This is a genomic window from Sphingomonas morindae (assembly GCF_023822065.1).
GTDB lineage: Bacteria > Pseudomonadota > Alphaproteobacteria > Sphingomonadales > Sphingomonadaceae > Solisphingomonas > Solisphingomonas morindae.
Genome location: NZ_CP084930.1, coordinates 1108128 through 1130039 on the forward strand (window position 1 = coordinate 1108128; position 21912 = coordinate 1130039).

At 63.7% G+C, this 21912-nt stretch carries 18 protein-coding genes; 13 read left to right on the plus strand and 5 right to left on the minus strand.

The features are described 5' to 3' along the window. Positions 1 to 373: 373 nt before the first annotated feature. The 7 genes from LHA26_RS05405 (at position 374) to LHA26_RS05435 (ending at position 8305) form a co-directional block, all read left to right on the plus strand. Complete coding sequence (locus LHA26_RS05405; protein WP_252167712.1) at positions 374 to 1222, plus strand: SDR family oxidoreductase; 849 nt, start codon at positions 374 to 376, stop codon at positions 1220 to 1222. A 57-nt stretch (positions 1223 to 1279) separates the two neighbouring features. After that, entirely contained in the window at positions 1280 to 2896 is a 1617-nt protein-coding gene (locus LHA26_RS05410) for an NAD-dependent malic enzyme (protein WP_252167713.1), read from the plus strand. A gap of 14 nt (positions 2897 to 2910) precedes the next feature. Next, positions 2911 to 4377, plus strand: a complete 1467-nt coding sequence (gene fumC, locus LHA26_RS05415; protein ID WP_252167714.1) for a class II fumarate hydratase — start codon at positions 2911 to 2913, stop codon at positions 4375 to 4377. A gap of 426 nt (positions 4378 to 4803) precedes the next feature. Next, the gene (locus tag LHA26_RS05420) at positions 4804 to 5013 is read left to right on the plus strand and encodes a hypothetical protein (protein ID WP_252167715.1); all 210 of its coding nucleotides are present in this window, start codon (positions 4804 to 4806) and stop codon (positions 5011 to 5013) included. 106 nt (positions 5014 to 5119) lie between these two features. Next, on the plus strand, positions 5120 to 5878 hold the full coding sequence (locus LHA26_RS05425; RefSeq protein ID WP_252167716.1) for an alpha/beta fold hydrolase: 759 nt from the start codon (positions 5120 to 5122) through the stop codon (positions 5876 to 5878). Between the two features lie 222 nt (positions 5879 to 6100). Further along, on the plus strand, positions 6101 to 7111 hold the full coding sequence (locus LHA26_RS05430) for a helix-turn-helix domain-containing protein (protein WP_252167717.1): 1011 nt from the start codon (positions 6101 to 6103) through the stop codon (positions 7109 to 7111). A 64-nt stretch (positions 7112 to 7175) separates the two neighbouring features. After that, positions 7176 to 8305 (plus strand): IS3 family transposase gene (locus LHA26_RS05435; protein ID WP_437441234.1). Its coding sequence is split into 2 segments (ribosomal slippage): positions 7176 to 7422 and positions 7422 to 8305, totalling 1131 coding nucleotides; the frame shifts between segments, so codons are not numbered across the junction. A gap of 384 nt (positions 8306 to 8689) precedes the next feature. Here LHA26_RS05435 and LHA26_RS05440 read toward each other — a convergent pair. Next, complete coding sequence (locus LHA26_RS05440; RefSeq protein ID WP_252167719.1) at positions 8690 to 9004, minus strand: winged helix-turn-helix transcriptional regulator; 315 nt, start codon at positions 9002 to 9004, stop codon at positions 8690 to 8692. A 152-nt stretch (positions 9005 to 9156) separates the two neighbouring features. Here LHA26_RS05440 and LHA26_RS05445 point away from each other — a divergent pair, with 152 nt between their 5' ends. Both LHA26_RS05445 and LHA26_RS05450 read left to right on the plus strand, forming a co-directional pair. Then, positions 9157 to 9768, plus strand: a complete 612-nt coding sequence (locus LHA26_RS05445) for an FMN-dependent NADH-azoreductase (protein ID WP_252167720.1) — start codon at positions 9157 to 9159, stop codon at positions 9766 to 9768. Positions 9769 to 9979: 211 nt separating this feature from the next. Then, positions 9980 to 10240 carry an NAD(P)/FAD-dependent oxidoreductase gene (locus tag LHA26_RS05450; protein WP_252167721.1) on the plus strand — a complete coding sequence of 87 codons (261 nt, stop codon included), beginning with the start codon at positions 9980 to 9982 and terminating at the stop codon, positions 10238 to 10240. Between the two features lie 410 nt (positions 10241 to 10650). On the opposite strand, the gene LHA26_RS05455 is transcribed toward LHA26_RS05450, so the two are convergent. From LHA26_RS05455 to LHA26_RS05470, 4 genes are all read right to left on the minus strand, one after another. Beyond that, a complete protein-coding gene (locus LHA26_RS05455) occupies positions 10651 to 11055 on the minus strand; it encodes a tautomerase family protein (RefSeq protein WP_252167722.1) in 405 nt (134 codons plus the stop codon). Positions 11056 to 11277: 222 nt separating this feature from the next. Continuing rightward, positions 11278 to 12156 carry an NAD(P)-dependent oxidoreductase gene (locus tag LHA26_RS05460; protein ID WP_252167723.1) on the minus strand — a complete coding sequence of 293 codons (879 nt, stop codon included), beginning with the start codon at positions 12154 to 12156 and terminating at the stop codon, positions 11278 to 11280. 37 nt (positions 12157 to 12193) lie between these two features. Next, the gene (locus LHA26_RS05465; protein ID WP_252167724.1) at positions 12194 to 13585 is read right to left on the minus strand and encodes an NAD-dependent succinate-semialdehyde dehydrogenase; all 1392 of its coding nucleotides are present in this window, start codon (positions 13583 to 13585) and stop codon (positions 12194 to 12196) included. Positions 13586 to 13922: 337 nt separating this feature from the next. Next, positions 13923 to 14861 (minus strand): LysR family transcriptional regulator, encoded by a 939-nt coding sequence (locus LHA26_RS05470; RefSeq protein ID WP_252167725.1) that lies wholly within the window; start codon positions 14859 to 14861, stop codon positions 13923 to 13925. A gap of 130 nt (positions 14862 to 14991) precedes the next feature. On the opposite strand from LHA26_RS05470, the gene LHA26_RS05475 reads away from it, so the two are divergent. From LHA26_RS05475 to LHA26_RS05490, 4 genes are all read left to right on the plus strand, one after another. After that, positions 14992 to 15573: a carboxymuconolactone decarboxylase family protein gene (locus tag LHA26_RS05475; RefSeq protein WP_252167726.1), complete on the plus strand. Its 582-nt coding sequence runs from the start codon at positions 14992 to 14994 to the stop codon at positions 15571 to 15573. A 98-nt stretch (positions 15574 to 15671) separates the two neighbouring features. Further along, positions 15672 to 16454, plus strand: a complete 783-nt coding sequence (locus LHA26_RS05480) for an NAD(P)H-dependent oxidoreductase (RefSeq protein WP_252167727.1) — start codon at positions 15672 to 15674, stop codon at positions 16452 to 16454. Between the two features lie 453 nt (positions 16455 to 16907). Further along, positions 16908 to 20840: a tetratricopeptide repeat protein gene (locus tag LHA26_RS05485; RefSeq protein WP_252167728.1), complete on the plus strand. Its 3933-nt coding sequence runs from the start codon at positions 16908 to 16910 to the stop codon at positions 20838 to 20840. A gap of 170 nt (positions 20841 to 21010) precedes the next feature. Then, positions 21011 to 21706, plus strand: a complete 696-nt coding sequence (locus LHA26_RS05490) for a trypsin-like peptidase domain-containing protein (RefSeq protein WP_252167729.1) — start codon at positions 21011 to 21013, stop codon at positions 21704 to 21706. Positions 21707 to 21912 lie beyond the last annotated feature (206 nt).

Genomic DNA, 21912 nt, shown 5'->3' on the forward strand with positions numbered 1-21912 from the left:
ATGCCGCCGACCTATGCGACGGACCAGACGTCGCGCCAATCCCCAAGAGCTGGACATCGACCACGCCCCGGCCATGTTGTGCCAACCAGGTCCACTAGAGCTTCGCCGGCCATTTACCGTGGATTCGCGATCTCGCAGGGCTCTCCTTCGCTCCTGTTGTCGATTGCTTCGCCCAGGTTGCGCAAGGGGATCGGAGCCCACCAGCCCGAGTTGATCCCAGCGACCGCAAAGCAGAGCCGGTCCGGCGCCCGGTTGGCAACGATCAGCCAGCGTCTCGCGCGATCATGTGCGCTGGTCCTGCAGCGATTTGCTCGCATCCGTGCCGGCGAAAGACGGCCGACATCGCGAGGCGAGCGCGAAGGAGAAAAGGTCGATGAAGCGAGTATTGATCACCGGCGCTGGCACGGGTTTTGGAAACGAGGTCGCCTTCCGGCTTGCCGAGAAGGGTTTTGACGTAATCGCGACCGTCGAGATCTACCCGCAGGTCGAGGTGCTCGAGAACCAGGTCAAGGAGCGTGGCGTCCCGCTGCAGATCGAGAAGCTCGACGTGACCAGCGAAGGCGATCGGCGGAAGGCCCTCGGTTGGGGCGTCGAAATCCTCGTCAACAACGCGTCGGTCCTCGAAGGCGGGTCGGTGGTGGACATCCCCGGCCTCAACATGCGCAACGAGTTCGAGGTCAACGTCATCGCGCCGCTGCTGCTTACTCAAGGAATCGCCAAGCAGATGATCAAGCGGCGTGAAGGTCGCATCGTCTGGGTTTCGTCGCGCGAAGGAATCAACGTCAATCCCTTCACCGGCATCTACTCAGCGTCAAAGCACGCGACCGAGGCGATCGCGCAAACGATGGCGGTCGAACTGCAGGAGTTTGGCATCGAGGTCGCCACCATGAATCCTGGGCCTTTCCTGACCGGATTCAACGATCGCGGCTTCGACACGTGGAAGAGCTGGATCGACGATCCGACCGAGCGCGTGTTCGACTATTCCAAGCTCGCATTCCCTCGCGCGCAGTTCGATCCCGAATACGTCTACGCGACCCTCACAGCCCTTGCCGCGGGTGAACTCGACAGCTTCCGCAATCTCGAGCCGAAATCGATGATCGAGGAAGCGAAGCAGAACATCGAGAACGTCTGGACCAAGAAGATCAGCGACGGGCTCGGCACGCGCCACAAGCAGGTGCAGCAGTGTTACGACATGGAGCCCGAACAGCGCGTGCAAGAGTGACGATCGGCTTCAATCAGTGCGGCGCGACTTCGCGCCGTCAAGTTAGGGGATAGGAATATGTCAGAGCATCAGCGCGGCCTCGCGCTTCTTCAGAACCCGATTACCAACAAGGGCACCGGGTTCACGGCCGAGGAGCGGCAATCGCATGGAATGGAGGGCCTACTGCCCACCACCGTCGAGACGCTGGAGGCGCAGGTCGAGCGGGTGCTGGGGCATCTCTCCGCCAAACCGACCGACCTCGAACAATACATCTATCTGGAAGAGCTCTGTGATCGCAATCGGACGCTGTTCTACGCGGTGCTGATGAGTGACCCGGCGCGCTTCGTCCCGATCGTGTACGATCCGACCATCGCGGACGCCTGTCTCACCTACGGTCACATCTATCGCCGTCCGCAGGGCATGTACCTGACGAAGGAGATGAAGGGCCGGTTCGCCGAGGTGCTGTCCAACTGGCCGAACCGCGACATCCGCTTCATCTGCGTGACGTCGGGCGGCCGCATCCTGGGGTTGGGCGACATCGGCGCAAACGGCGCACCGATTCCGATTGGCAAGCTCCAGCTGTACACCGCCTGTGCCGCGGTCCCCCCGGATGGCCTCCTGCCCATCCACTTCGACATTGGCACCACCAATGCCGCCCTGCGAGCGGATCCGCTCTATACCGGCCTCCGCAACGAACCACCCTCGCCGGCAGAGATCGACGAGCTGGTCGACGAATTCATGGAAGCCGCGAACGCGGTGTTCCCGGGAGTGTGCGTCCACTTCGAGGACTGGAAGGGCGTCGACGCGATCCGGCTGCTGGCGCGCTACAAGGACAAGTACCTCGTCCTGAACGACGACATTCAGGGCACCGCCAGCGTCACGATCGCCGGTCTGATCACCGCTCTCCAGATCAAGAGGGAGAAGCTGGCTGACCAGAAGATCATGTTCGCAGGGGCCGGATCTGCGGCGATCGGCATCGCCAATATGATCGTCGAGGAGATGAAGAACGAGGGCGCGAGCGACGAGGACGCACGCGCTCGCGTCGCGCTGTTCGACGTCGACGGGCTTCTGGACGCGAAACGCGGGGACTTGAGCCCGTCGCAACGGGTCTACGCCAAGGATCTTCCGCCGACGAAGGATCTGGCGGAGGCGGTCAAGGCCTTCAAGCCGACCACGCTCATCGGGGTCAGTACGACGCCGGGGCTGTTCACGGAAGCGGTGGTGAAGGGTGTGGCGGCGAGCACCGACCGGCCGATCATCTTCCCGCTTTCCAACCCGACGGACCGGGCGGAGTGTACGCCCGAGCAGGCTTATGCCTGGACGGACGGGAAGGCCTTGTTCGCTGCCGGCGTGCAGTTCCCGGACGTGACCGTCGCTGGCAAGACCTTCCATCCCGGTCAGGCCAACAATTTCTACGTATTCCCCGCCTTCGGTCTTGCGGTCTACGCGACCAAGCCGAAGCGGATCGACGATCAGATGTGGATCGCCGCAGCGAAGGGCTCGGCCGACCAGGTCGACCAGTCCGCCCGCGAGAAGGGCATGCTCTACCCGCCCCAGCGCGGCATCCTCGAGACGGAGATCACGACCGCGACCCGCGTCGCCGAGCACATCTTTGATCGCGGTCTCGCGACGGTCGACCGTCCCGATGACATCCGGGCCTGGATCAAGGGCCTGACCTACACACCGCGCTACTAATCGGGAGACGGACGATGGGCGATAAGCCGGCAGGCGGGACCGGGCATCCCGCATTGAAGGACGTGGCGATCGGACTCGACGCCAAGGGACAACGCGACGAGTTCGACTCGATGGGACAGGTGCAGGTTCCTGCCGACCGATACTGGGGCGCGCAGACCCAGCGATCGCTCCAGCATTTCTCCATCGGCGACGACCGCATGCCGAAGCCGGTCTACCACGCCTATGGCTACGTCAAGAAGGCCGCGGCGCTGGTCAATGCCAAGGCCGGACGGCTGGAGGAATGGCGCGCCGATGCCATCGTGAAGGCGGCGGACGAAGTGATCGCTGGTAAGCTCGACGATCACTTCCCGCTGTTCGTCTGGCAGACCGGCAGCGGCACCCAATCAAACATGAACGTAAACGAGGTCATCTCGAACCGCGCCATCCAGTTGCTCGGCGGCGAACTCGGCACCCAGAAGCCCGTCCACCCGAACGACCACGTGAACATGGGCCAGTCGTCGAACGACAGCTTCCCGACCGCGATGCACGTCGCGACCGTCCTCGCGCTCGACGATCAGCTCCTTCCGGCCCTCGACCGCTTCGCCACGTCCATCGAGGCGAAGGCAAATCAGTGGATGGACGTCGTCAAGACCGGGCGGACCCACCTGCAGGACGCGGTACCGCTGACGGTCGGCCAGGAATGGTCCGGCTACGCGGCGCAGATCCGCGATGCCGCAGACAACGTGGTCCGGTCGCGCGACGGACTGTACAGACTTGCCGCGGGCGGCACGGCGGTCGGAACCGGGCTCAACGCGCCCCAGGGTTTCTCGCGCGCGATCGCGGGCCAGATCGCGGATCTGACCGGCAAGCCATTCGTGACGGCACCCAACAAGTTTGCAGCCCAAGGCTCGCTCGACGCGATGGTCGCTTCCATGGCTGCCGTCCGCGGTGTCGCGATCGCATGCATGAAGGTCGCGAACGACATGCGCTGGCTCGCCTCCGGCCCACGCTGCGGCCTAGGAGAGCTACTGCTGCCGGCGAACGAACCGGGCTCCTCGATCATGCCGGGGAAGGTGAACCCAACGCAGTGCGAAGCGATGGTCATGGTCTGCATCCAGGTGATCGGCGAGGACAACACGGTCGCATTCGCGGGGAGCCAAGGCAACTTCGAGCTGAACGCCATGCGGCCGGTGATCATCAGCAACGCGCTGCACTCGATCCGCATCCTCTCGGACATGTGCGACAAGATGCGCACCTTCTCGATCGAGGGCACGGAGCTCAATCGGAAACGGATCGACGCGACCGTCGACCAGTCGCTGATGCTCGTGACCGCGCTGGCGCCCGTGATCGGGTACAACAAGGCCGCCGCCATCGCGGAGGCGGCCAACGCCGACGGCTCCACCCTCCGCGAGGCCGCCATCAAGGCCGGAGTAGACGAGTCCACCTTCGATCAAACCGTCGACCCGTCGAAGCTCGTGGGCGAAGGCGTCGCGGGCGCCTGACGCGCCTGGCCCTAACGGGAAAGCGCCTGCTTTCCGAGGCGGTACGGCCGGTGACGAAGCGATTGTATGAGCACGTCCACGGGCAACGATCGCTTCGGACAAACTCTCGCGACCGCGCCGTCGCCTTCCCGTCCCTGAAGGGCCCTCCAGGTGGGCGCGGTCAGCCGAAGGTCTCGCCGTTCGCGGCTGGAGCGTCGGGACTTCACCGCTGCTCGACCTGGCGTGCCAAATCCGGAGGCCGTTCCCGTCACCGCATCATTCAGGGTCCGAGCGAGCTTGATTGCCCAGCCTGCCGCGCGGACTCATGCACTCGCGCGATGGTCAGGCAACCGGGCAGCTCGGGCAAAGTTAGCGTCCCCGTGCGGCACGCGGTTCCGATGCCACATCGCCACCCTCGCTTTACCTCGGTCCGCCTGTGTGGCCGTCATGGGATGGGTCAATCGGGATGACCACCGCTCGCTGAGTGATCTTACCGATCAACATCAGGGCATCGTTCAGGGCAAGCACCCCGTCACTAGCTTTGCCGCCGCTGCCCGCCTCATGCGGCGCCAGCCACCGATGGGCGACTTTACCACGATTAACTTCTCCAATCTGAGCATCGGGTTCAATGTTAAATCAGGAGGCGAGCGCGGTTGAGGCTCGGCTGCAACGGACGAGCCACGGCCAACGTCGCTCCCAACCACACTCCGCTGCCTCGGCAGCATCGATTGAACGATAGTCGAAAGGCATCATGATGAGACGCGTGGCTGCAATCCTGACCACCGCCTTTGGCTGCTTGCTTGGCTCGGAAGCGCTCGCAAATCGAGCGGAAGATGGCGCGCGGAACATCGTCCTCGTCCACGGTGCCTTCGCGGACGGATCCGGCTGGAAGCGGGTCGCCGACATCCTTGCGCACGACGGTTATGTCGTCAGTGTCGTGCAAGAGCCGCTGACATCCTTGGAAGACGATGTCGGCGCCACCAATCGAGTGCTAGACCGCCAACGTGGCCCTGCAGTCTTGGTCGGCCACAGTTATGGCGGAGCCATCATCACCGAGGCTGGGAACAACTCGCACGTGGCCAGTCTAGTGTATGTGGCGGCGTTCGTGCCCGACGAGGGCGAGACCGTCAAGTCGCAGGTCAGGAGCAAACCCGGGGCGGCGAACAGCATCGTGTCGACGGCCGATGGATATCTTCTGGTCGATCAGTCCAAATTTCCCGCCGACTTCGCCGCTGATGTGCCGCTCGCCGAAGCAAAGTTCATGGCCTTGTCTCAAGTGCCCTGGAACAGCAAGATCACCTCGACGCCGATCGCGGATCCCGCGTGGAGGCATAAGCCCGCCTATGCGATCGTCGCCACTCAGGATCGCATAATCAACCCTGACCTAGAGCGGGTGATGTACGCTCGTGCGAAGGCCAAGGTGACCGAAATCAGAGGTAGCCACGCCGTCTTCATTTCACAGCCCCGAGCCGTGGCTGACGTCATCGAGCGTGCTGCCAGAACAGGTGATCAACATCGATGATAAGTGCCATCATCCGCTCATTTGAAAGCCCGACGAGATCATGGAGAGTCGCGTAGCGAACCGAAGCGTTGCGCGCAGTAGGGCCGAAAAGCCTGTGCTGACACTCTTGAAGTCGCAGGCAACTGGTGGGCTCGCTATCTTGGCGGGCGGCACGACCCCGCATCGCCTCTTCAACCTGATCGGCTTCACAAGCATCATACATCGTATCGAGAGATCCTGGTTATGGCGATCATTTCGAACAGGGCAAACGACAGCATAGCTCATTCGGTGCCGGAGAACGCACTGGATCCTCGCAACTATTCGTCCAAAAGCCTCGACTTCCTCTCCTTCCAGCCAGGCGTTGCAGCTGTGGAGCGGAGTGATGAGATCGGCTGGACTTCCTTGCTGACCGGCCACTCTCGCGGCGCAAGCAAGTGCACGGGATACGAGACGGGCCGGACGCCGGATCAACGCATCACCGTCATGACGGGTGGCCACGGCCGAATAGAGTATCACGAGAAAGGGCAGTGGATCGGTCGCACATTTTCCGCTGGGACCATCTTCCTCGCCGAACCCGAGGAGAGCCAATGGATCCGATGGGAGACTTCACCAAAAAGCCCACCCGTCGAATGGCTTCATGTCTTCATATGCAAGCGACTCTTCGAAGAAGCAGTCGAGGTCTTCCGCCGACCAGGACAAAGATCCCATCGTCCTAATATGACCGCCTTGGCGATCAGAGATGGTGTCCTAGAGCGTGTCATGTTGGCGCTGCTAAGAGGAATGCGCGACAATCTACCCGATATCTACGCACAGGCGACGGCACAATGGATTGTCGTCCACCTGCTTGGTCGTGGCGGAAATTTGCAGCCCGAACAGCCGGCATGGGCTGGGGGGGTCGTCGATCTGCGGCTCCAAAGGGCAATCGACTACATGCAAGCACATCTCAGTGAGGAGATCGAGCTTGAAAAAATTGCCGAGGCCGCCGCTGTAAGCAAATTCCACTTCGTAAGGCTTTTCAAAGCCGCTACAGGCAATACGCCATTCGCGCACCTAACAGAACTTCGTCTCAATTTGGCCTCTAGTCTATTAAGAAGAGGATCCGACCTGGTAAGCCAAGTGGCATATCAAAGCGGATTCAAAAACATAACCCACTTCAACGCAGCTTTTCACAAGCGCTTCGGCGTTGCGCCTAGCGCGTACCGGCGGGAATTTGGCAAGACCACCGTTTATAAAAGAGAGAATGCTCTTGCCTAAACTGACGTGCTCCCCTGAAACTCCGCCAGTCTGAGCTAGAGTCCGCCTTCGTGAGGAGACGGACGTGAAGAAGGCCAGGTTCAGCGAGGAGCAGATCATCGCGGTGCTGCGTGAGCAGGAGGGCGGAATGAAGACCGCCGACGTGTGCCGGAAGCACGGTATCAGCAGCGCGACGCTGTACGCGTGGAAGGCGAAGTACGGCGGCATGGACGTGTCGCAGGCGCGCAAGCTGAAGGTGCTGGAGGAAGAGAACGCCCGGCTGAAGCGGCTGCTAGCGGACGCGATGCTCGACAATGTCGTGCTCAAGGAGGCGGCAGCAAAAAACTGGTAGGGCCTGCCGTTCAGCGGAAGGCTGTCGAGCATGCTCGACAGGTGTTCGGCATCAGCGAGCGTCGGGCCTGTACCATCTTCGGCGTGGATCGGACGTCGATGCGCTATGCGCATCGGCGATCTGATGATGGCGACCTGCGGTCGCGGCTGCGGGAGATCGCGGCCGAGCGTCGCCGCTTCGGGTACCGGCGGCTGGGGATCATGCTGGCTCGCGAGGGCCTGGTCATGAACCACAAGAAGCTGCTGCGGCTGTACCGCGAGGAGAACCTGCGCGTGCGGCGCCGGCGCGGTCGCAAGCGAGCCATGGGCACGCGGGCGCCCATGACGCTGCCCCAGGGACCGAACCAGCGCTGGAGCCTCGACTTCGTCAGCGACACGCTGATCAGCGGCCGGCGCATCCGCATCCTGGCGGTGGTCGACGACTTCACGCGCGAGTGCCTGGCGCTCGTGGTCAACACCTCGCTGTCAGGCGCGCGGGTCGCCCGTGAGCTCGACGCCATCATCGCGGTGAGAGGCGCACCGCCGCTGATGATCGTCAGCGACAACGGCACCGAGCTGACCAGTCTGGCGATCCTGAAGTGGACGCAGGAGCGCCCTATCGAATGGCACTACATCGCGCCCGGCAAGCCGCAGCAGAACGGCTACGTCGAGAGCTTCAACGGCCGCCTGCGCGACGAATGCCTCAACGAGACGCTGTTCGTCTCGCTCGGCCATGCTCGCTCGGTGCTGCGGCTCTGGCGCGACGACTACAACCATGTGCGGCCGCATAGCGGGATAGGCGGGCTGACGCCCGCCGATGCTGCCGGGCGGGTTGTGCAACACCGCCCCGACGGGCACCATGACAACCCCGGACTCCAGTTATGACTGGAGGAGCTTTGGGGAGCACGTCAAAACCCCTGCTTCGCTTGCATATGCCATTTGGATTGTACCAAAATTATGAAGCGCTTTAGTGCCAAGGAGATGCACGCGTAGTAAAGCAATGCAAAATGCGGCCATCGCGGCGCTCTCTGGGACCTCGGAGCCGAGGAGCGACGAAATCAATCGATGAACGGAGTCTCAGACATCAAGTATTCCTTTCATTGAAAGTGAATGTCCTGACTTTTTGTCACGTCGGCATGCATAAACCCGATCTCCGCTCAATCCCCTCGCCGCGCGGTTCAGATTCATTTTATGCAGGTTGCGGATAGCGGATATGTCTGCATCTTTGGCAAACCTGTTCGACCGTCGACGATACCGAATAAAAGAGATCTAAACCTTGGCTTTAGCCTCATCAAAAGCCAGTCGGTTGCGCTCGATCTCCAAGATATGGCTCCTCGCCCAGGCTCCAAGCTCGTTGATGGGCCCAGCCAGGGATTGCCCCAGGTGCGTCAGTGCATATTCGACCTGAGGAGGAATCGTGGGATTTACGGTGCGCGTCAACATGCCGTCACGTTCCAGTGCGCTCAGAGTCCGAGACAGCATCTGCTGACTTATGCCCCCATTGATACGCTTGATTTCGTTGAAACGCCTTGGTTGATCAACGAGCGTCAAGACGATCATCACGGTCCACTTGTCGCCGATCAAACTTAGAATACCGCTGAATCGGCTGCAATCCACGTGATCCGGCTCTGCGTAAGTCAGCTTCTATGACCAGGTCTTCGAAAAATGACCTCTTGGCGAGGCCGCTAGAGTCACATAGCTGGCTCTGGTCACTTTTCTAGACCGGAGCCAACTCGATGAAGATCCTCCACCTCGATGTTAGCGCTAGCGACGTCGCGACCTCCCATACGCGTCGCCTGACAAGCAGGCTCGTCGAGCGGCTGAAGGAGGCAAATTCCGGAGCTACGGTCATCTACCGCGATCTAGTCGCCAACCAGCTGCCGCATGTGGACTTGACGATCCTACATGCCTGGATGCCCGAGAACGCCAACGATCCCGAACTGATCGCGACGCTGGGACGCTCTAAGGCGCTTGTGGACGAACTTAAAGCGGCCGATGTGGTGGTGGTAGGATCGCCCATGTACAACTTCACGGTCCCATCGACCCTGAAGACGTGGATCGATCACGTGGCCATCGCCGGGCAGACTTTCAGCTACACCGCCGAAGGCCCGCAAGGACTGCTGAGCGGACGTGCGTATCTAGTTCTCTCCTCCGGCGGAATCTACTCCGAAGGCGCTTCCGCGGGGAACGATCATCTCTCCGGCTACCTCGAAGCGGTCTTTCGGACGCTCGGCCTCGAGCAGATCAATGTCATTCGCGCGGAGGGTGTGGCCTACGGACCCGAGCAGGACCGCGCGGCCATGGAAGCTGCCATCGAGAGGATCGAGGAGTTGACGGCGGCCGCTTGACGGCTCCGCCACCGACGGCCAGCCACGAGTGAGGATCGTGGCTGATTGTCGGCCTGGTTCCTCCGCTCGTTGCCGCTCGAATCCGAGGTGCGTCGCCCCTCCGGGCCGGCCCAATTCATCGGCCAACACCGGTGGGCGCGATGCATGGGAACAGAGAGAACAGGCGCTGCTCTCTGCCTCTCCTAGGGACCAGAGCGGAAAGATGCGCCCGGTGGCGAACGTCTTCGTCATGATCGGCGCGGAGCCGAACACCGAGTGGCTCGGCGACTGCATCGAACTTGACGACAAGGGCTTCGTCGTCACCGGATTCGCTCGAGATGCTGCGGTCGCAGGCGGCGTCTACGGCACGTCGCGGCCGGGCATCTTCGCTGTCGGCGACGTCCGGGCCCAATCCGTCAAACGCGTCGCCTCAAGCGTAGGAGAGGGCTCAGTCGTGGTCGCGGCGTTGCACCGATACCTGCACGGTATCTGATGGAACAGGAACTCGTCGCTTCGGGGACCAAGCCGGGCCCCATACCGCTGACGCTCGGCCTCATCAGGTCGGCGGCCTCTAGGCGGTCGATCGCAACCGGTGCATGTCTGCTCCCCCGAACTAGCCCACACCGGGGCTCTGGAGCGTCTTGAGCAAACCCCGCCTATTAAGCGCCAGCCAGACAGCCCCCATGCAACCGCTAGCGCCCGGTCTGGAGATCGCGTCCCTCGAAACTGGTCAAGCCCATCGCCGGAAATGAAGCGTCCGGCGATGGGGTGGGATCGGCCGCCAAATCCTTGGTCTGCTGCTGGACGGGTCGCAGCGGGATCAGGCCCTGAACGCGGCGCAGACGAATTTACGCGCCCCTCGGACCTCGTGAGCCCCCATCGACCAGCTTCCCAGGCGATCCATCACGTGCGTAGTGAAGCAAGGGAGACCTGGGCGCCATTCATTCCCCAGGCGACTTCCGGCGTCTCCTGGATCGAGACGTAGATGGAGTGCGGAACATCGGTGGGAAGGTCCGCCGCGAGGATCGCGGTCGCCTCCCTTATAAGCTTGGTCCGGCCACTCTCGTCGAGGCCGCCTTCCAGTGCGTAGACGATCAGGGCGACAATTGGCGTAGCGGCGATTTCGCCACCGCTGAACGCTGCGCCCGGCGCCACTTCGTTGAACAGGACCCACACGCCGGCTCGGACCTTTTCAGTATCGGCCAGCCGTTCGCACGTCATGCCGAGGTCCGTCAGCGAACGAGCGATCCGAGCGCGCGCGGCTTCATCGTAGGCTCCTGCGGGTGCCTGGACGAACATCTTGGGCATCTGCAACCTCCTGATCTTCGGCAAAGGATATAAGAAAGCTGATCCACACGTCCGAAACGCCGATCAACCCTGTGGAAACGGCGATGCAGTCTTGCGTCGAGGCCTGGTCTTGTCCGATGGCGGCGCAGCGTCCCGGAAGCCGATACGGGGCCGCCACTGCGCCGCTTGCCACCGAAGGTACGGTTAGACCCGGCCACGCTAGACCGGCGACGCCCGATGTCGTCAATTGTCGTTCGCCAGCTCCTCCGCGACGGCTATCGCCGATGCGTAGTCGTCGTCGGGACGGACACGCGCCGCGTGTGCATAAAGCTGCGCGACCGCAGCCATGCCCGGGACCGAAACGCCGCGCTCGCGAGTATCGTCGAGCAGCAAGCCCATGTCCTTGGACATCAGCCTGGTCGGAAACTGCGGGGGAAAGTCGTTCGCCCGCGCCATCGCGAGCTTCCGTTTGTGATGCTCGGAGACGAGGATCAGGTCGGACAGCACGTCGATCAGGGTATCTCGATCCACTCCGGCGCGTGCGGCGTATGCAAGCCCCTCCGCAAGAGCGTTCGTGCCCGTCGCCATGATCCCGTTCACGATGAGCTTCGCTACTGCGCCGTCGCCCGCCTCTCCGATCCGCACGGTCCTGCGCCCGATCACCTCGAGAATGGGCTTCGCCGCATCGATATCCTCCGGCCGACCGCCGGCGAGGAAGACCAGCTTGCCCGACTCCGCTTCCGGCGTGCTGCCGGACATCGGCGTCTCCACGTAGCGAACTCCTTGCGCGGCTGCCGCCTCGGCCAATCGCTTCGAAGCCGACGGCGAAACCGTGCTGAAATTTAGCAGCAGCTGGCCCTCCCGGGCGCCCTCGAGGGCTCCTCCGGGGCCGGTCATCGATTTGGCGAGCGCGGCATCGTTCGGAACGGCGACTAGGATCGCTTCGACCTCCCGGGCCAGATCGGGGGCGCTGTCGACGGACTTGAACCCTTCGATCGCATCCGGCTTCAGATAAGGGTCGAAGACGGTCGCCTGGAAACCCGCGTCCCGCAGCCGGGCGGCCATCCGCTTCGGCATGGCGCCGAAACCAACGAAGCCTAACTTCATGTTCTTGTCGCCCATCGGATCATCCTCTTATCGAACGGCGGGTCTAACGTGTTCAAGCCGGCTTCTTCACCCAGACGGTCTGCGCGTTGGTGAATTCCCGCAGGCCGAAATGCGACAGTTCGCGTCCGAAGCCGCTCTGCTTCACGCCGCCGACGGGAACGCGGACGTTTGAAGCGGTAAAGCCGTTGATGAAGGCGCCACCGGTTTCCAGTCTCCGGGCCATCGCACGCGCCTTCTCGATGTCCGCAGTCCAGATATTGCCGCTCAGCCCATAATCGCTCATGTTCGCGAGGCGGATCGCATCCTCAGCATCCTCGGCGACGATGAGAGCGCCGACCGGTCCGAATACCTCCTCGTCGAAGGCCGCCATACCGGGCCTGACGTCGCCAAGGACCGTCGGCTCGTAGAAGAAGCCTGGCCCGTCGATCTTCCGACCACCCAGCAGCAGCTTGGCCCCGGCCAGAACCGACCGCGCTACTTGGTCGTGGACGCCGTCGCGCAGATCAGCCCTTGCGATGGGTCCGAGGAAGGTGGACTCGTCCATCGGGTCGCCTACCTTGAGCGCGGCGGCGCGCTGCACGAAAGCGTCCTGAAAACGCTGGGCGATCGGGCGCTCCAGAATGATCCTCTTGGCCGCCAGGCAGACCTGTCCCGCGTTCTCGAAACGCGACTGGACGGCGGCCTTCACGGCCCCCTCCAGGTCGGCATCCGCGAGGACGATGAAGGGATCCGCACCGCCCAGCTCGAGCACGCTTTTCTTGATGACCCGCGCCGCCGTGGAGGCGACGGCCGACCCGGCCCGGACGCTCCCCGTGACGGTGACCGCGGCGATGCGAGGATCCTTGATGACGCGTGCGACTGTGTCATTGTCGGCGTTCAGGTTGGCGAAGAGGCCGCGTGGGAAGCCGCTGGCTTCGAAGACCTCCTCGAGCGCGTACGCGCAGCCCATCACGTTGGTGGCGTGCTTCAGGAGGAAACCGTTGCCTGACAGCATGATCGGACCGGCAGCCCGGATCGCCTGCCAGATGGGTAGGTTCCAAGGCATGACCCCCAAGACCGTGCCGATGGGAAGAAACGAAACGTAGACCTCGTCGCCCTCGACCTGCGCGGGTTCGTCGGCGAGGATCGCCGGGCCGTGCTCGGCGATCCACTCGATGGTCGAGGCGCATTTCTCCACTTCGAAGCGGGCCAGGGTGATGGTGCGGCCCATTTCCGCCGTCACGAGCTTGGCGAGCGTCTCCGAGCGGTCGCGCAGCGTCTCCGCCAGGCGTCGATAACGGGCGGCCCGCTCGTCGATGGGGGTCGCTCGCCAGGCTGCGTAGGCGGAGGCACAACCCTGCAGCGTCTGCTCGATCTCGTCCGCCGTCTGGAACGGATAGTTGCTGATCAGCGAGCCGTCCGCGGGATTGCGCGAGATCGCTCCGCCTTCTGTGGATGTGGACATGTCGGTCTCCGCTCATCGAGGTTGCTGCGCGAAAGGTAGGGGGTCGACCCAGTGTCGAGGAGTAAAGAGATGTTAATTGGCATCATGCGGCTTCAGCGCCGACGGGTTCGCATGTCGGAATGGGCGCGGATCGGCTCCGCGCCAGCGCTTCGCGGCGTCCGCTTCAACCCAGTTTCGGCCGTTCGTGACACCCTGTGTCGCTTCCAGCTTCGGTCATTCGTTCAGCTTTAAGGGTCGCCTTATGTGGGTTCCGATGCGCCCCGCCTTGCTCCATCAGCGTATGAAAGCGGGAGGGCATCTTAGGAAGCGCCGTCGCAACCTTCAGTCGAGGTCCTGACTAACCTTCTGCGGCCAACGTCGTCAGTCGTTCACGAAGCCAGCGTTGTGCCGGATGGTTGGTGGTCCGGTCGTGCCAGACACTCGCGATGGCAAAGCCAGCGATGGCGAGCGGCGGTTCCACCACCTTCACCCGATCCAACCAGCCATTGGCGACCCGTCGCGGGATCAGCGCAATCATGTCGGACCGCGACACGACCTCCGGCACGATCAGGAACCCTGACGTGGACAGCGCTACGGTACGCCGGCGGCCGACAGCCTCCAGTGCCGCATCGGCAGGCCCGGAGAACCCTCCACCCTGAGGAGACACGACGACGTGCTCCAAAGCGCAGAACACATCCAGGCTGAGTTGCCCCTGCACGGCCGGATGTCCCTGCCGGGCAATCACCGCATACTCCTCTTGAAAGAGCTGGCGTTGACGCATGGCCGCCGGTGCATGATCCGAGGGTGCCAGGGCCAAGTCGACCTCGCCGCGCTCCAACTGTGTAGCGAGCGCCAGCACGTCGAGGGCACGCCAGGCAAGGCGGACCCTGGGAGCCTCGGTCCTGAGCGCGATCGAGAAGCGGCTAAGCAGAGCGAACTGCACATAGTCGCTCGCGGCGATGACCAGAGTAGCCTCCATCGTCGCCGGGTCGGACGGCATTCCTTCGGTCACAACCCGGCGAACCGCCTCCAGCGCTTCATGCAGCGGCTGCTGAAGCTCAACCGCGCGCTGGGTCAGGACCATCCCGCGCCGCGCCGGAATGAGGAGGGGATCGCCGAGGGCGTCGCGAAGCCGCGCCAGCCGGGCCGACAAGGCGGGCTGGCTCAGGTTCAAACGACGGGCGGCACGCGTGACATTCCGTTCCGCCAGCAGGGCTTCAAGTGTGACGAGCAGGCCGAGATCAAGGTTCCTGGTATCCATGCGCTCGATAACAACAGCCAGAAGGTTCGATTTCAACTTCGGGACGTGACACCCCACCTGCCGGATTGGCGAGTTCGCCGAGCCTTTCGCCTTCCCGAGAACGGGTCGGGGGCGCAGGCGCCGCCCGCCGGCCGTACAAATTCCCTTTCTGACCAGGAGAGAAACGATGCGCGCACCGCCCTTTCCCCCCGACCAGATGCCGCCAAACGTGCGGGCTCTTCATGACGATATGGCGGAGATCGCCGACCGGCAGAACGCTTACGTCTCGAAGCGCGATAACGGTGCCCTTGTCGGTCCTTTCGCGCCGATGCTGCGCTTTCCCAAGTTCGGGGTGACTGCATGGGCTTACACCAAGGAGCTGCTCGAGAACTCCACACTGCCCAAGCCGGCGAAGGAGGTGGCCATCCTGGCTACGGGGGCGACGTTCAACTCGCGCTACGAGCTCTACGCCCACGAGCGTGTGGCCGCGCACGTCGGCCTGAGCGACGCCAAGATCGCCGCGCTCGCGGCCGGCCAACGCCCCGCCGACCTGACCAGGGAGGAGCAGGCCGCCTACGACGTCGCTGTGGCCCTGACCGCCGGCAAGCAGCTTCCAGAATCCACCTACCAACGTGCCGTGCAGGTTTTCGGCGACGAACAAACGGCCGAGCTGATTTACCTGGTAGGCGGCTACGCCCTGATCTCGATGCTGCTCAACGCCTACGACGTCTCGGTTCCCGGGCAGGAGGATCGTCTTCCGCATGGATGAGCGGACGGGTTGCCTTCCGCCCCCCTTAGGATTGGCAGCCGCTTTAGCAAGTTCGTCGTCGGATACTGAAAGACCCAGAGCACCAGGAAGAAGGCATCATGAAGGTTCTCATTGTCTACGCGCATCCTGAACCCACGTCGCTGACACGGCAGCTGGTTGACGTCACGGATGAGACGTTGTCCGCAGCGGGGCACATTGTGATCCATTCGGACCTCTACGGCATGAAGTGGAAGGCGGTGTACGATGCCGATGACTTCCCCGTTCGAGACAACCCCGAGCGGCTGTCGTTCATAGCGGAATCGGGCCATGCTTACGCAAATGGGCATCAGACCACGGACGTGGTCGTCGAGCAGCAGAAGCTGCTCGCGGCCGATGCCGTGATCCTGCAGTTCCCGCTCTGGTGGTACGGCGTGCCCGCCATCCTGAAGGGCTGGATCGAGCGGGTCTATGCCTTCGGTTTTGCCTACGGCTATCAGAACGGCTCCAACGAGTTCCGCTTCGGCGATGGCATCCTCAAGGGCAAGCGGGCGCTAGTCAACGTGCAGGCCGGAGGTCCTGCGGCCGATTATGGCCCGCGGGGGATCAACGGTCCGATTGACCAACTGCTGTTCCCGCTAACGCATGGCGCGCTGTTCTACCCCGGCATGGACGTGCTTCCGACGCACGCGGTCTATGGAGCGGGTCACGTGTCCACAGCGAAAGAGGTGGAGGCGATTAAGACAGCATGGCGCGAGCGTCTTGCTGGGCTGTTTACCGACGCGCCGATTCCCTTTCGTCCGCAGAACGGCGGCGGCTTCCCCGACCGTCACACCATGGCGGACCACGTTGCGCCCGGTCAGACCGGCCTCGCCGCGCACGTTGCCGACTTGGCCGACGCATGAAGAGCAACTTCAAAGTCGGTCAATCAAGGCGATATGCTTCGGCCACATCACGCCGGCCGATCTAAGACGAGGCCTCGCAGGCTCGCTTGACCCAAATCCGGCCGTTCACGCCCCTCGAGCCCCGACGCAGCTCCGGACATTGGTTCAGCTTCAGGAGACGCCTTCAGGAAAGACGCAGAACGATCACGCAAGCTGAGAAGGTCGCAGCGAACCCTGGGGTACTACGCAGTGGGCTAGCCGCCGGTCGAGCGGTCCGACGCGCTGACTACCGTCTTCACCGACGCGCTCCCGGATGCGACGGCCAGATCGTGGCGAATGCCAGGCACCTGCTGCCGATCGAAGCGCCGATCGCCATCAGCGGCGGGCGGGCGCGCAGCGCCGGAATGCGTACGCCGACGAAACGCCGGCGTCGAACCCGTTTGAGATTCACCACCTGTTCTCTATGTTGATGCCATGGCGATATCCCCCTCGAAGACCGGCCGGAGGCACAGCTTCGCGTCCACGGGCGTGCCGGTCGGGCAGCGGCTCTCGATCGAGATCGCGAAGCCAAAGGACTGGGGCGCCTTCCAGCGCAACTGCGTCGTGCTGTTCCGAGAGGAGCTGCGGGATCCGAACGCCAAGGAGTACGGTCGCAACGGGCAGGACCAGGGCGGTATCGACATCCTTGGCTACCGCGGCGGCGACCCGGCGCATCCGGTCGGCATCCAGTGCCGCCTCGTCACCAGGAGCCTGAAGCACGCCAAGATCCTCGCCGACTGCCGCGCAGCCCTGGCGCTTACCTTCGGTGTGAAGGAGATCATCTTCGCCACCACCGCCCCCGCCGACACGAAGGCGGAACAGGCGGCGAAGGCGGTCGAACGCGAGCTTCGGGCCGAAGGGCACGACGTGACCGTGCACCTGTACGGCTGGGACCAGCTCCAGCTGCTCATCGGACTGCACGAACCCGCCTACAACGCCTTCGTCCCGTCATCAGTGGCGACCACGCTTCCGGTCCAGATCTCGGACGGAGGCGCGATGAGCGTCGACGGCTTCATCGCCCACATGGCGGACGAGTTCATGCGGCGCGGCATCGTCCCCACCTCGCCTGCGCCCGCCGCCGAAGCCGGACCGGGGAGCATCGGCGACGAGGATCCGGCGCTCCACGCCCGCATCGACCTGCTGCGCGACCTCGTGCGCGAAGGGCAAGGCGCGGTGGCCGAGAGGCGGCTGCTGGCGCTGCGCGACGGGCCCGAGGCGGCCGACGCGCCTTGGGCGCGCTATCGGATAGAGACCAACATTGCGGCGGCGCTGATGGACCGCGGACGCCAGGCCGAAGCCGCCGAGGCCTACGAGCGCGCCCACCTGCTGCGCCCCGACGATCCCGACGCGCTAGCGAACCTCTCCATCGCGCGAACAATCCAGGGCAGACCAGACGAGGGAATGAAGATCGCCCTAGCCGTGCTCGCGCGCCCCTACAGGACCGAGTTCGCCGTCAGCGCATTGCTCCAGGCCGCGTCCCGCTCCGAGTGGCAGGGTGATCCCGAGACACTCGTGCCCGAGGACATGCGCGGCACCCGCTCGGCCGAGCTCGCCGTCGCCGACTTCCTGCGCAAGCGGTGGCTGCCGGGCTGGGAGAAGAGGGTCCTGGCGCTCGAGGACGGCGACAGCGAATTTGACGACCTCGCCCGGCTCAAGGCGCTGGCCGTCCTCTCGATCGCGGTCGACAGCCGCGTGCACGTGGTCGGCGGCGGCGACGCCGTCACCGACCTCCAGATCGACGAGGCAGCGACGCACATGCTCGCCTACGCGAAGCACTGCCTCGACGTCGCCTACGCCGACCCGCACGACCTCATGGCTCACGTCAGCAACGCGGCGCTGCTGCTGCGGATCGCCAATCGGCGCGACGAGGCCGAGGCGCTGCTGCGCGACGGCCTGAGGGCCATGCCTGGCGAGGACCAGCTGATGAGGCTCCTCGCAATGACGCTCATCGATCGCGGCAGGCGCGATGAGGCGGTCGAGGTGCTGGAACCGAGCAGCGAACCCGAGACTGTCCTCATGAAGGTCCAATTCTCCCGCACAGGCACGCCCGCCGATCGGCTCGCGGCGCTCCAGGCGATGGAGGATCAGGGTAACGAACGCGTTTCGGGGATGCGGCGCAGGCTCGTCGCCGAGATGGCCATCGCCGCGAAAGACGACGCCGCGCTCCGTTCCGTCCTCGACGACATGCTCGCCCGCCCGGAGGACGTGGTCGCGGCCAGGCTGCTGGAACTCCAGGCGTCGATTCGCTCCGGCGCGGCCGAGGAGGAGACCCGCGATCGCCTGATCGGCATCGCCGACGACCTCGGCGACGATCCGGAGCCGATCGAACGCATGCTCGTCGCCGAGGCGATGCTGGAGAACGGCCTGGAGGCCCGGGCCGCCGACCTGATTGAGCGACTTGCCGATCTCGACAGCCCACGTCCCGTCACCTTCATGTACCTGACCGCGCTCGCCGAGGCGCGACGCGATGGCGCGTTCCGCGCCGCGCTGGCGCGCGCGGCGGCGACGGTGCGCGAACACCCGGACATGCTCTGGCTCGACGCGCGCCACTCTTGGAACGTCGGCGACCTCGACCGCTGCCTCGCCGACCTCGACCGCATGCTTGAGATCCGGCCCGGGCTGCCCAAGGCGATACTGATGCGGATCGAGACGCTGCTCAGGCTCGGGCGCTCTAAGGCGGTGCTGGAAACGCTCGAGACCCCGATCGAGGACCTCCCTTGGTCCGGTGGAAGCGATCCCTACCGCGTCGCCCGCCTCCTCCACCACTTTGGCCACCATGATCGGGCGGCGAGGTTCGCCTATCGCCTCTTCCTCCAGCAGCGCGACCGGCCGCGGGCCTGGATGACGCTCACATCCATGACTATCCGAAAGGGACCGCAGGACGCCGGCAGGCCGGACAACTGGTTTCCGGACGCGGTCGGCACCGACGTCGCCATCGACATCGAGTACGCCAACGGCTCGACCGCGTTCCTCGTCGTCGAACCCGACAAGGAGCTGCGCGCCCTGGACCCGCAGTCGTGGGAACCCGAGCATCCGCTCGTTAAGGCCGCCTGGGGTCTTCGCGTCGATGACGAGTTCACCGCGCCGGACGGCAGATCGGCCCGGATAACCAAGCTGCGCCACAAGATCGTGGCCCGCTTCCACTACGTCCTCGCAAATTACGAGGAACGCTTCCCCGACGTGTTCGGGCTGAGGTCGATGACGGTCGATCCGGAAAGCCCCAACGGCCTCGACGAGGTCATCGCGGAGCTGAAGGAGCGGCGCGACTGGGTGCTCGCCGAGCAGGAGCGCCACCTCGCCAGCGGGATGCCCATCGACCTGCTCGCGGCCCGGCTTCACATGGACACGATCGACGTCGCCGCGGGTCTCGCCGAGCAGGGCGTTCCGCTCAAGGTGGCGGCGGGTACCGAACCGGAACGGGAGGCCGCGCAGGCCGCGATCCTCGCGAACGGGCGTCGCGGATGCGTGCTCGACCTCCTGTCCTTCTGGACGGCGTGGCGGCTAGGCGTGCTCAACGTCGTTGCGGAGATCTGCGGCCCCATCGCCGTGCCCCGGAGCGTCGTCGACCGCCTGGACGCCCGGCTCGACGCGCAGTCGCTCATGGCAGACGGCAGCCACTCGTCGCTCTCCTACCTCGAGGGCGGACGCATCCTCCACACCGAGACGCCCGCGGAGAGGATGAAGGAGCTGCGCGACGACCTGTTCGCCGCACTCGCCTGGATCGGCGACAACGACGCCTCGCGTCCGCTGGTCATGGGCGACGATCTTCCCGCCGCCTTCCGCGACCTGATCCAGTCGGGACGCACCGACATGCTCGACGCCGTAGCCCTCGCGCTCACGAGCGGGACGCTGCTGGTCTGCGACGATCTGGCGCTGCGCGGCATGCACGCGGCGGGCGGCGGCAAGTTGTCCGCCTGGCTGCACGCAGTCCTCTCGGAGGCGAGTGCCCGCGGCCGCATCGGGTCGACCGACTTCACCCAGCACACAGTCGACATGATCCGCGCAGGTCATACCCACCTCGGCATCTCCGGCGGCATGATCGCCTTGGGCATCGAGCAGGACTGCCTTCAGAGCGGACGCCTGGGCGACCGCGCAAGGGCGCTCGCGGGCCGTTTGGGCGGCAAGGAGGCCGAACCGCTCTCCCATCTGCAAGCCGCATGCGAGGCCATCGGCCAGCTCTGGTCCACGGGCAGCGTGCGGACCGTCCGAGAGCCGGCGACGGGCCTCATCCTCGAGCGCCTAATCCGCGAACGCGAAGACTGGCGGCGGCTCATCGGGGTGGTGGAGGGCTTCGCCTCCAACATCCCCGGTCTGCAGGAATACATTCGCGGGTGGTCGCGAGGCCACTTCCTGCCGGGCTACTGCTGACCGGGAAGGATTGGTTGGCCCCATAACCAGACGTTCGTCGCTGATTGAGCCACCTCCGATAAGCGACGGTCGTTCATCGGCCTCTGGCTCACCAACAGAAACGTTGGTAATAGCTCGTTCTGTCAAGGCGTCATGGATGCCACGCAAATACCGGAATGAGAGCAGCGGCTATGAGGCTTACGAGCGGTCATCTCGGAACATGCGTTCAGGTTAGGACTGCAGCAGGTGTCGGCACATGCTTTTTCCGAAAGAGCGGCCCCCATGGCGGCTTCCTTAGCGCCGCACACGTATTCAAAGGTGTCCAACAGAACGAGCTGATCTACTTTCGGGAGACAAAAGATTGGTCGCCGTTTACGGTCAAAGAGATAGTTCGGCATCCTGATGGCCACGACGTGTGCGCGTTTACCTTAGAAAATCTGATCTGGGCTGCTGAAGATAGCGATCTTCGTCCTGTAGGAATGTTTCCTGGCGACCCTGTCCGCTTTTTAGGTTTCCCACATGGACTTTCTAACACCTACCCGTCCGAAACAGCTTTCACAACGCCCCTAACCCGGCATGCTCATTTAAGCGGTGCTATCATCCACAATGGCATCACACTAACCGTCTTAGATGGATTTAACAATCCTGGTTACTCTGGCGGCCCGGTGTATGCTGATATCGGAGATGGAACGCCAATACTCATCGGCATTATCTCCGGGTATAGGAATGAACTTCGCGAAAAGAGTCTAGTTTATCGGACTGATGGTGTTGTTGAAACCGAAGTTGATGGGCTGTTCGTTAAGCCGAACAGCGGTATGATCCTAGCCGTGCAAAGCGCGGCTGTTCTTGATACTTTTCATTTGCTTCATACTTCGAATGCCGAGTAGAGTCTTCCGCGCGCTACGTAGTTGAAGAAGTGTTTGGACCCAAACCCGGCCACTCAGGGGCGCTTACACGTCTCCGGGGAACGGCCGTTAGTTCAGCTAACACCTGACGGCTGCAATTGGGTCGGGAGCGAACTGACCGGCTCCTAACTGGTCCGTGCTAAATGTCGAATCCTTGATCTCGGAGGCGCCGCGCGTTGCTCAACTTG